Here is a 10821-nt window from a genome sequence, read left to right on the forward strand (position 1 = left end):
ATAAATTACTTAGCAGCCATTATCCTTTTCAGGTTATCTATCCTGTATCCTCAATGTCAAAAGAATTTTTGGTAAAGAGTTCAGATCAACAAGTATGGAGAATGCTTGATTTTGTGGAAAACAGCATCACTTTCCTTAAAGTTCCGTCTATAAAAATAGCTTATGAAGCGGCCAAAACATTCAGCCTTTTTCTCAATACCGTTAATGTGGAGCCTCTTCCTGAAATAAAAGATACTTTACCCGGTTTCATCAATTTTGAAAAAAGAATTTCCGATTATAACAACGCTTTGGAAAATACTTCCGCAGATGTAAAAGAAAAAGCCAAAGATGAAATACAATACATGAATGCTCTTTTATCATTACCGGAAAAGTGGATTCATCTTCAGAACAACCATTTACTTCCTAAAAGAATCATTCATGCTGATCCGAAGATCAGTAACATTCTTTTTCATCAGGACCATTCTCCGCTTGCCGTTATTGATCTGGATACAGTGATGACTTCAACGGTACTTTATGATTTTGGGGATATGATCCGATCGTACACCAATACAACGAATGAGGATGAAGTAATAGCCGGGAATAATTTTAATCCTGAAATTTTCAAAGCGGTAAAAGAAGGTTTTTTGTTTCATTTGCAAGACAAACTGGCTCCCGAAGAATATGAAAATCTGGATTACGCCGCACAGGTTGTTATTTATATTCAGGCAGTGCGTTTTTTAACCGACTATTTGAATGGAAACATCTATTATTCTGTCACTTATCCTGAGCACAACCTGCACAGAACCAAAAATCAGCTTCAGCTTTTGAAAGGGTTGAGAGCATATTTAGAGGAAATTTAAAATACTGCTCCAGCTTTCCAATTTCTTTTCCAACGAAACGGTGTGAAGCGGGCTGGTTGAAGGCAATAAAACTATAGGAATTCTGAAATTTTTTCCCAAGATCTTTTGCAGGTTTTTATATGATTTTCCACCATTGCAGAATATCGCCTGAATATGAGGATGCTGTTCTAAAAGTTCTGCAATCTGATTGGCTTCTTCATTTCTGATCTCAGAATCTAAACTGCCTTTTCTTTCACAGGAATCTATAACATCCCAAAGCGCTATATGATGTTTTTTCAATATCCTGATTTTTTCATCATAATCTCTCGTGAATTCCTCTCTGAATAATGTAAAAATGATTTTCCAGAATGCGTTTTGCGGGTGAGCATAATACTGTTGCTTTTCCAATGATTTCACCCCGGGAATCGATCCGAGAATCAATATTTTGGAAGCTTCATCAATAATAGGTGGAAATGAAGAAATTCTGTTCTGCATGGCTCAAATATATAAATTTTGGATAAACCTTCGACTGTTGGAAACAAAAAACGGGCTAAAGCCCGTTTCTATATCAGATTGTAGAGTGAAAACCACCCCGTCAAAAATTCATGAAAATTTTTGACACCCCTCCAAAGGAGGGGAATTTTTACAATGTTTCTTTTAACCACTCAAAGAATTCTCTCTGCCATACCAATCCGTTCTGCGGATGAAGTACCCAGTGATTTTCGTTCGGGAAGTATAGGAATTTTGTTTTTAATCCTTTTAATTTGGCCGCCTGGAAAGCTTCCTGCCCCTGCTCATAAGGAACCCTGAAATCTATTCCGCCCTGAATGATCATAATTGGCTTGTTCCATTGAGCAATAAAATTGCTTGGATTGAAATCTGTGTATGCTTTTGGCAATGGCTTTTCCCAAGGAGAACCTAAATCCCAGTTGGCAAACCAGAGTTCTTCTGTAGTCAGATACCATGATTTCATATCAAATAATCCATCGTGCGCAATGAAAGTCTTAAATCTGTTGTTGTGAATTCCTGCCAGCATAAATACGCTGTAACCACCATAACTTGCTCCTACTGCCGCCATTCTGTCTCCGTCCACATAGGGTAATGTTTTTGCATAATCTGCAGCGGCTAAGTAATCTTTCATTGACTGTCCGCCCCAGTCTTTGGAAATATCTTCATTCCATTTGGTTCCCCAACCCGGCATTCCTCTACGGTTTGGAGCCACTACGATGTATCCGTTGGCCGCCATCAAAGCAAAATTCCACCTTGTACTGAAATATTGTGTTAGTCCTGATTGCGGACCTCCCTGACAATATAATAAGGTCGGATATTTTTTATTCGGATCAAAATTAGGGGGATAATGGAACCATACTCCCATTTCTTTTCCGTCCGTTGTTTTTACCATTTTAAGTTCGGTTTTTCCTTGCGCTAACTTACCGTAGGTATCTTTATTAGCTTCGGTAACCTGTTTCATTTCTCCATTTTTAAGGCTGACAGAGAATAGTTCCGTTGCGTGGTTGATGTCCGTTCTTCCTACTAACAATGAATTTTTGTTATCTGCAAAAATTTCGTTCACATCAAAGTCACCTTTAGTAATTTGCTGAACTTTTGATGATTTAGGATCTACAGAGAAAAGTTGTTTTGTTCCTCTGAATGCTGCAGTAAAATACACCATTTTGGAATCTCCGCTCCAGAATACGTCTCCCGTTACGCTTTCATCCCAACCTTTAGTAAGATTCACCGTTTTCCCGGATTTCCAGTCTAATAATTTAACATCATTTTTATCTGCTTCATATCCGTCTCTTTCCATGCTCTGCCAAACCAGGGATTTTCCATCCGGACTGAATTTTGGATTAACGTCGTATCCTTTATTAGATTCCGTTAAATTCTTTGTAATTCCCGAAGCTAAATCATAAGCAAAAATATCCGTATTGGTGCTTATCGCATATTCTTTCCCGCTTTTCGGCTTCGTTACATATAAAAGCTGGGTGGAATCCGGACTCCAGATAAAATCTTCCGCTCCACCGAACGGCCTTTGCGGAGAATCCCAGGTTTTACCTTCAAGCAAATCTTTTGCTGATTCTACTTTATCGGAAACATTCACAACAAATACATGGTTGTATTTCCCTTCATTAAAGTAATCCCAATGTCTGTGGTTCAGATCCGTATAAATCTGAGCGGTTGTTTTCGGAGTGTCATTATATTTATCCTTCCCCATTAACTTTTCTACCAACACCTGCTTACTGAAAGCAATCTTTTTTCCATCCGGGGAAATTACAACGTTGTCAACTTCTCCTATGGCATAAAATTCCGTCCAGGTCTTTCCACTGTCTTTAGAAACGTAAATTTTGTCGCCTTCCTGAGCATAGATTCCATTTTTATCCCATTGAATAAGCGTTTTCTTACCCAAATCAATTTTAGAAGACTGGTTGTTCAGGATGTTAAGGAAATAATTCTCGTTTTTGGTCTTTTCTGTTTTTAAATCTACCTGTCCTACTTTATAGATCAGGGAAGATTGATCCGGAGAAACTGCCTGTACTCCCACTTTTTTCAAAGTCCAAAGAATTTCAGGCGTCATTAACTGTTGTGCATTCATTAAAAGCGGAGCTGCCAAAGCAAGCAGACTGTACTTAAGTTTCATATATAAATATTCGTTTTAAAGGATTGTCGAATCTCATTTTGATTCCATCCATTCCTGTTTAATTTCAAAGATTGCCAAAGTTAATTATTAAAATAAAATGGAGCGAAAAAATTAACATTTAGTTTGTTATGATTAATCACAAAAGTTTAAAATATGTGGATTCATAATGATAAATAAAAAATCGCCGGCCCATAACCGACGATCTTAATTTTATTATAAATTGTTCAGATTAATCTTCATCCGAAACAAAAGAATTAACCAGAGAGGTAATAATAGAAAGCGCAATACTAAAAATAAATGCCCACCAGAAACCATCTACTACCATACTGTCTATAAAATAATCTGCCATTAAAATAATCACGGCATTGATGACCAATGCAAATAATCCCAATGTAATAATGGTAAGCGGAAGCCCGAAAAGACTAAGAATCGGTTTAACGATAAGGTTTAACAACCCTAAAACAATGGCAAAAATAATGGCAGAAGTAAAACCTTCAAATTGAACTCCCGGTAATATCTTAGTTAAAAGATAAGCCACTATTGAAGTAATAAATAAACGAATAATAATATTCATAGTTTAATTTTTAATGTTTATCATAATCTTTGTACAAAAGCTATTCCATAATATGAGCAAGCTCTCGTCTGTCAAAATGTATTACTTTATTTTCATCATGGTTACCAATGACGTCGCTACATGATTTTCAGAAGTATTTTCTTTATTAACCGTGTAAATTTCCGTTCTCACCACACTGATTTTTGCACCGCCTTTAATGACATATGATTTTGAAACCAAAGCATCGCCAATGGCAGGGCGTAAATAATTGACTTTCAATTCTACCGTCACCACATAGCAATCTTCTTCATAATGACTTACGGCTGCATAACCGGAAGAAACATCCACCAAGGAAGCGATCATCGCTCCGTTGAACATTCCTGCTTTTCTGGTCATCAGGCCCATTTTCGGGATTTTCATGGAAATAAAATCGGTTTCTACTTCGAGAAGCTCTGCTTTGTAGAATTGTAATGTCTCTGAACGGTTGAAGCTGTCTGTGATGAGTTTCTTTTTTTCCGGTGTCATTGATTGTTATTTAAACAAAGGTAATGAATGTTCTGAGATGTTTTGGCTTGCTTAGCCTGACAAAGAGGATTATCAATTTTAGATTTTAAATTTTAGATGAATAATATGATCATTTATCTAATTAAGCTGAACCATAAAATCACCGGATAACAATAATGCTCCTTCGGTTATATTTTCCGGATGAGCTGTAAAACCTTTCAGCTTTGATGTTTTTCCTTTCAAAACCAGATCCAAGAGCTGTTTTTCAGATAATTTTTTACCGAATATTTCAAAGGGTACTTTGAAGTTACAATTTTTATAATCGGAACATCCGACAGCGGTTTTTCCTTTGATCAAATAGTGTTCTTTACATTTCGGGCATTTTGTTTCTTCCCAGGACGGAAGCTCTTTTTTCGGGGCCGGCTCTTTCTTTTTCTTTTCTTTCACCTCAGGTTCTTCCTGCAAAGTGATCACTTTTCCTTTTCCGTCCACCACTTTCCGGGTAAGTTCTGTTACCATCTGGATCAGTTCTTCCTTAAATTGGTTGGCTTCATACTCTCCTTTTTCGATCTTACGAAGTTTGGATTCCCATTCTCCTGTCAGTTCAGGGCTTTTTAAGAGTTCATCTTCAATAGTATCAATCAATTGAATTCCGGTTTGGGTTGCATAGAGATTTTTCCTTTTCTTCTCAATATATTTCCGTTTGAAAAGGGTTTCAATAATATTTGCGCGAGTTGAAGGTCTTCCGATTCCATTGTTTTTCAATAATTCCCGGAGTTCTTCATCTTCTACCTGTTTTCCTGCGGTTTCCATCGCTCTCAGAAGGGTTGCTTCCGTATAAGGTTTCGGAGGTGAGGTTTTTCCCTGGTGAATCATTGGTTCATGTGGTCCCGTTTCTCCTACTGTGAATTCAGGAATGGTTTGTTCCTCTTCTTTATCTTTATCCTTATCTTGCGGTTCTTCTTTGGCGTCTTTTGAATATACCACTCTCCATCCCGGTTCCAGGATCTGTTTTCCACTTGTTTTAAATGGAATGGTTCCTACTTTTGCTTCTACTAAAGTATTGGAGATTTTACATTCCGGATAGAAAACGGAAATGAAACGTTTGGCAACGAGATCATAGATCAGCTTTTCTTCTTTGCTCAGGTTTCTTGATGGCGGAATTTCAGTTGGAATAATGGCGTGGTGATCCGTCACTTTGGAATCATCAAAAACAGCTTTTGACTTGGGAATCGGCTGCTCCAGTAATGGTATTACCAGTTCCTGATAAAACGTCATGCTTCTCAGAATGCCGCCTACTTTCGGATAAAGGCTTTCGGATAAGTATGTGGTGTCTACACGCGGATACGTAACGTGCTTTTTCTCATAAAGACTTTGAATATAATTCAGGGTGTTTTCCGCAGAATACCCGTATTTTTTATTGGCTTCCACCTGAAGACCCGTCAAATCAAATAATCTTGGATTTTTCTCTTTTCCTTCTTTGATTTCAAACGAAACAATCTCAAATGGATTTTGTTTAAGATATTCCAGTCCTTTTTCTGCCCGGTCCGGCGTTTTCAGACGGTCAATTGCCGCATTGAAAATTACGTCTCGGTATTTGGTTTTCAGTTCCCAGTATTCTTCTACCGTAAAACTGTCTATTTCCTTTTGACGCTGCACCAGCATCGCCAACGTAGGCGTCTGTACTCTTCCGATGGATAGAACCGCTTTATTTCCGCCAAACTTTTTGGTAAATAACCTTGTGGCATTGATTCCCAATAACCAGTCTCCTATCGCTCTCGCATTTCCTGCTAAGTAAAGATTTTTATAATCTTCGGCCGGTTTCAAGCTGGCAAAACCCTCTTTAATGGCTTCTTCCGTAAGAGAGGAAATCCATAAACGATGAACGGGTTTATTGCATTTCGCTTTCTGCAATACCCATCTTTGGATAAGTTCTCCTTCCTGTCCGGCATCCCCGCAGTTAATCACCTCATCACATTCTTCCACTAATCTTTCTATTACTTTAAATTGATTTTCCACTCCTTTATTCGGGATAAGCTTGATGCCAAAGTTTTTAGGAATGATGGGGAGAAAAATTAAGCTCCAGGATTTCAATTCCGGACCATAATCGTGGGGTTCTTTTAACGTACAAAGATGGCCGAACGTCCATGTCACACAATAGCCGTTTCCTTCCATATAGCCCTGCTTAGGCGTGGTAGCGCCCAACACTTTGGCAATATCTCTGGCAACACTGGGTTTTTCGGCAATACAAAGCTTCATGAATATTCGTCGTTATGGAAAGGGGAGCAAAATTCGGGATTTTTTTTGACTTTTTCGAGGGGAAATATTTAAAATAATTTGGTATACAAAATTTATTTCAATACAACATGAAAAATAAAAACACTGAAAATCAAACATTTATATATTAATTTTTATTAATATTTCAGAAAGTCTATATTTTTAGTAGACTAATAAAAATATATGTTTTATATTTGCAACCGTATTCAGGAAACGAAATAATGAAAGCAATATCTGTAAATATAAATAAATGCACTAAGAGACACATCAACATGACAATGATGATGTATTGCAGCATGTCTATGCACGGATATTTTTGTGGTTAACCTTACTTTTATGACATATTTTCAAGGCTCTACCACGTTGTAGGGCCTTTTTTTATTACACAACATTAAAAAAATACAACAATGAATACTTTACAAAATAAATGGTTGATACCTGTAGCTTTTACTAACATATATGTGATCTGGGGAATTACCTTTCTTGCCATTTCATTCGGATTGAAGGGCTTTCCTCCTTTTATTCTTTCCGGATTCCGGTTTTTTATTGCCGGAATATTGATATTAGGCTATTTACTTTTTAAAGGAGAAAAGGCAAGTTCCCTGCTCAACTGGAAAAAGAACGGGATCACAGGAATCCTTATCCTTACCGGAGGAACCGGGCTTGTTGCATGGGGTGAACAATATGTAACCGCTTCCGAAGCTGCGATTGCGATTGCAACAGGACCTTTCTGGTTCATTGCCATCGATAAAAAGAACTGGAAATATTATTTCTCGGATAAATTCATTCCCATTGGTCTTGTGATAGGTTTTATCGGGTTGATCTTATTTCTGAACGGAAGCATCAGCCCGCATTCTCATGTAACTGCTAACAGCACATTAAGAATAACAGCGTTTATTGTACTGGCATTAAGCTCTGTTGCATGGGTTCTGGGTTCTTTATATTCTAAGAAAAATCCGGCGAATCATTCAACGTTTATGAATATTGCCCAACAGCTCATCGTTGCAGGTATAGCTTCTTTTATTATTGCTGCTTTCCGCAATGAGTGGACTGGTTTTTCCATCACAAAAGTTCCATTGTCTGCATGGTCGGGATTGTTGTTCCTGGTTGTATTCGGATCCATTATAGCATATTTGTCTTATATATGGCTGTTATCCGTAAAACCGGCGGCATTGGTGAGCACGCATACTTATATTAACCCGATTGTAACTGTCATTGCGGGTTGGGCTATTGCGAATCAAACGATCAATGGAAATCAATTCTATGGATTATCTATTATTCTGACCGGAGTGCTCCTCAAGAATATCACCAAATACGTAAGACTTTCCAAACGGTCTAAAGTAAAAATAAGAAGAGTGGTAAGACATTTCAATAAAATCAATAAGCCTTATCAAGCTATATAATGTAATCAAGATTATGATAGAAATTAAAAATATTTCAAAAACATTTCATCAGAAAAAGCAGTCATTCAAAGCTCTCGATGATGTAAGCCTGAATGTAGAACAAGGGGATATCGTAGGAATTATCGGGTTTTCGGGAGCCGGAAAAAGTACTTTGATCCGAACGGTCAATCTGCTGGAAAAGCCTGATCAGGGACAGATTATCATCAATGATAAAGATTTTACCCGGTTAAGTTCAAAGCAACTGGCCAGAGAACGTAAAAAAATCGGGATGATTTTCCAGCATTTCAACCTGCTTTCTTCCAGAACGGTTTTTGAAAATGTGGCTCTTCCTTTAGAGCTGGATCATGTCAATAAAGATCAGATCAGGGAAAAAATCAATGAACTTTTAAAGATTGTGGGTTTAGAAGATAAAGCCCATGATTATCCCAAAAGCCTTTCGGGAGGACAGAAACAGAGAGTTGCCATTGCAAGGGCATTAGCCAACGATCCTTATCTCCTGCTTTGTGATGAAGCTACGAGTGCCCTGGATCCTGCGACGACACAATCGATTTTACAGTTGTTAAGAGATATCAATCAACGGTTGGGAATCACCATTCTGCTGATCACCCACGAAATGGAAGTCATCAAAGCCATTTGTAATCACGTAGCAGTAATTGATAAAGGAAAACTCATTGCCAAAGGAACGCTGAGTGAGATTATTTCGGATAAGGAAAACCCTGTCATCAGACAATTTATAAATACAGACATCATGACTATACCTCAGGAATTGAATAAAAAAATACAAAAAGAACCACAGGAAGGATTATTTCCGCTTGTTGAAATAGAGCTCAATGAAAAAGTAAGTGTCGAAGAGCTTCTTTCCACCATTTATGAAGAATACAAGATCCCATACAAACTTCTGAAAGCCGATGTGGAATACCTTGGTAACTCAAACTTTGGTAAACTTTTATTGCAGTTACAGGGTAAAACCGAGGAAAATCAGAAAGCGATCTATTATTTCAACCAGAATAAAATTCAAAATACAGTAAGAGGATATGCTTAATGATACGGTAATTTCGCTTTTGTCGAAAGGAGTTTGGGAGACGGTTTATATGACGTTTGTTTCAGGATTTTTTGGATTCGTTTTAGGTTTGCCGGTGGGCATTTTCCTTTTTTTAACAAGAAAAGGACAACTGTTGGAAAATATTTATTATAACAAAATCTTATCGGTTTTGGTGAATATCTTCCGTTCCATTCCTTTTATTATTCTGATCGTTTGGATGATCCCGTTTACAAGGGCTTTGGTGGGGACTTCCATCGGGGTGAATGCGGCTTTGGTGCCATTAAGCATTGGTGCTGCTCCTTTCATTGCAAGGCTGGTTGAAAACTCTTTGCTGGAAGTTCCTCATGGGTTAATTGAAACGGCAAGAGCTTTAGGAGCTTCCCCTTTTCAGATCATTAACAAAGTTTTGCTTCCGGAAGCACTTCCGTCACTCATCAATAATGCAACTATTACGCTTATTACCTTAGTTGGTTATTCTGCGATGGGTGGAGCTGTCGGAGCCGGAGGATTGGGACAGATCGGGTACCAGTACGGATACATCGGGTATGATGCGGTGATCATGAACCTGGTTCTGATTTTACTCGTAACTCTGGTTTTTATCATTCAATTTTCGGGGGACAGATTGGCCAAAAAATTTGATCACAGATAAATGGTAAAATCGCAAAGCTTAAAAACGGTTTTACGATTTCGCAATCAACATATACAATTAAACAATTTACAATGAAAAAAATAAAAATTCTAGGTTTTTTAGCAGCGGGTCTGCTTATATTCAATGCATGTAATTCATCTAAAAAAGATGATCCGAATTTTATTAAAGTGGGAATCACTTCCGGTCCGGAACAGCAGATTGCCGAAACCGCTAAAAAAGTAGCCAAAGAAAAATACAATCTTGAAGTGGAGCTGGTTTCTTTCAATGATTATGTAGTTCCCAATGAAGCATTAAATAATGGGGATATTGATGCCAATGCATTTCAGCACGTTCCTTATCTGAATGAACAATCGAAACAGAGAGGCTACAAACTGGCTGTTGTAGGAAATACATTTGTTTATCCTATCGTAGCCTATTCCAAAAAGATCAAAAACATCAATGAGCTTCAAAACGGAAGCACTGTGGCTATTCCCAATGATCCTACCAACGGCGGACGTTCCCTGCTGCTGCTTCAGAAAAACGGATTATTAAAGCTAAAAGAAGGTGTGGGATTATTACCCAAAGTCACAGATATTAAAGCCAATCCGAAACAATTGAAAATCCTTGAAATTGAGGCACCACAATTACCAAGAGTGCTGGATGACAAGGAAGTGGTTCTGGCCATCATCAATAATAATTTTGCAGCCCAGGCAGGGTTGGATACCGGTAAGTTCGGGATTTTAAAAGAAGATAAAGATTCTCCATACGTGAATGTAGTGGTTTCCAGACATGACAATAAAAACACCCAAAAAGTACAAAACTTCCTGAAAGCCTATCAGTCTGAGGAAGTCCTGAAAAAAGCAGAAGAAATTTTTAAAGGCGGAGCAGTGAAAGGATGGTAGAAGTTATAAGTGATGAGTTATAAGTTATGAATGATAATTGATAAATGAATGCTTAG

The 10821-nt window shown here is 37.8% G+C and carries 10 protein-coding genes; 5 read left to right on the top strand and 5 right to left on the bottom strand.

Features of this window, described 5'->3' with window-relative positions:
• A partial coding sequence (locus ACGHIN_RS15230) for a phosphotransferase (protein ID WP_390455375.1) occupies window positions 1-839 on the top strand: 839 nt, incomplete at its 5' end.
• Here ACGHIN_RS15230 and ACGHIN_RS15235 read toward each other — a convergent pair.
• The 5 genes from ACGHIN_RS15235 to ACGHIN_RS15255 all read right to left on the bottom strand — a co-directional run bounded on the left by ACGHIN_RS15235 (window position 825) and on the right by ACGHIN_RS15255 (window position 6772).
• Window positions 825-1313 carry a DNA-deoxyinosine glycosylase gene (locus ACGHIN_RS15235; RefSeq protein WP_390455378.1) on the bottom strand — a complete coding sequence of 163 codons (489 nt, stop codon included), beginning with the start codon at window positions 1311-1313 and terminating at the stop codon, window positions 825-827. The genes ACGHIN_RS15230 and ACGHIN_RS15235 overlap by 15 nt on opposite strands.
• Window positions 1314-1461: 148 nt before the next feature.
• Window positions 1462-3456 carry a S9 family peptidase gene (locus ACGHIN_RS15240; RefSeq protein WP_390455381.1) on the bottom strand — a complete coding sequence of 665 codons (1995 nt, stop codon included), beginning with the start codon at window positions 3454-3456 and terminating at the stop codon, window positions 1462-1464.
• A 229-nt stretch (window positions 3457-3685) separates the two neighbouring features.
• The gene (locus ACGHIN_RS15245; RefSeq protein ID WP_390455384.1) at window positions 3686-4030 is read right to left on the bottom strand and encodes a phage holin family protein; all 345 of its coding nucleotides are present in this window, start codon (window positions 4028-4030) and stop codon (window positions 3686-3688) included.
• Between the two features lie 81 nt (window positions 4031-4111).
• Complete coding sequence (locus ACGHIN_RS15250) at window positions 4112-4534, bottom strand: PaaI family thioesterase (RefSeq protein WP_390455386.1); 423 nt, start codon at window positions 4532-4534, stop codon at window positions 4112-4114.
• Window positions 4535-4651: 117 nt separating this feature from the next.
• Window positions 4652-6772 (bottom strand): type IA DNA topoisomerase, encoded by a 2121-nt coding sequence (locus ACGHIN_RS15255; RefSeq protein ID WP_390455388.1) that lies wholly within the window; start codon window positions 6770-6772, stop codon window positions 4652-4654.
• Between the two features lie 425 nt (window positions 6773-7197).
• On the opposite strand from ACGHIN_RS15255, the gene ACGHIN_RS15260 reads away from it, so the two are divergent.
• From ACGHIN_RS15260 to metQ, 4 genes are all read left to right on the top strand, one after another.
• Window positions 7198-8193 carry an EamA family transporter gene (locus ACGHIN_RS15260; protein WP_390455390.1) on the top strand — a complete coding sequence of 332 codons (996 nt, stop codon included), beginning with the start codon at window positions 7198-7200 and terminating at the stop codon, window positions 8191-8193.
• Between the two features lie 13 nt (window positions 8194-8206).
• Window positions 8207-9235: a methionine ABC transporter ATP-binding protein gene (locus ACGHIN_RS15265; protein ID WP_390455393.1), complete on the top strand. Its 1029-nt coding sequence runs from the start codon at window positions 8207-8209 to the stop codon at window positions 9233-9235.
• Window positions 9228-9884 carry a methionine ABC transporter permease MetI gene (gene metI, locus ACGHIN_RS15270; protein WP_390455395.1) on the top strand — a complete coding sequence of 219 codons (657 nt, stop codon included), beginning with the start codon at window positions 9228-9230 and terminating at the stop codon, window positions 9882-9884. Before ACGHIN_RS15265 ends, metI begins: the two co-directional genes overlap by 8 nt.
• Window positions 9885-9955: 71 nt before the next feature.
• Window positions 9956-10765: a methionine ABC transporter substrate-binding lipoprotein MetQ gene (gene metQ / locus ACGHIN_RS15275; protein WP_390455398.1), complete on the top strand. Its 810-nt coding sequence runs from the start codon at window positions 9956-9958 to the stop codon at window positions 10763-10765.
• Window positions 10766-10821: the final 56 nt, after the last annotated feature.

The sequence above is a fragment of the Chryseobacterium barbadense genome (assembly GCF_042849955.1).
Classification (GTDB): Bacteria; Bacteroidota; Bacteroidia; order Flavobacteriales; family Weeksellaceae; genus Chryseobacterium.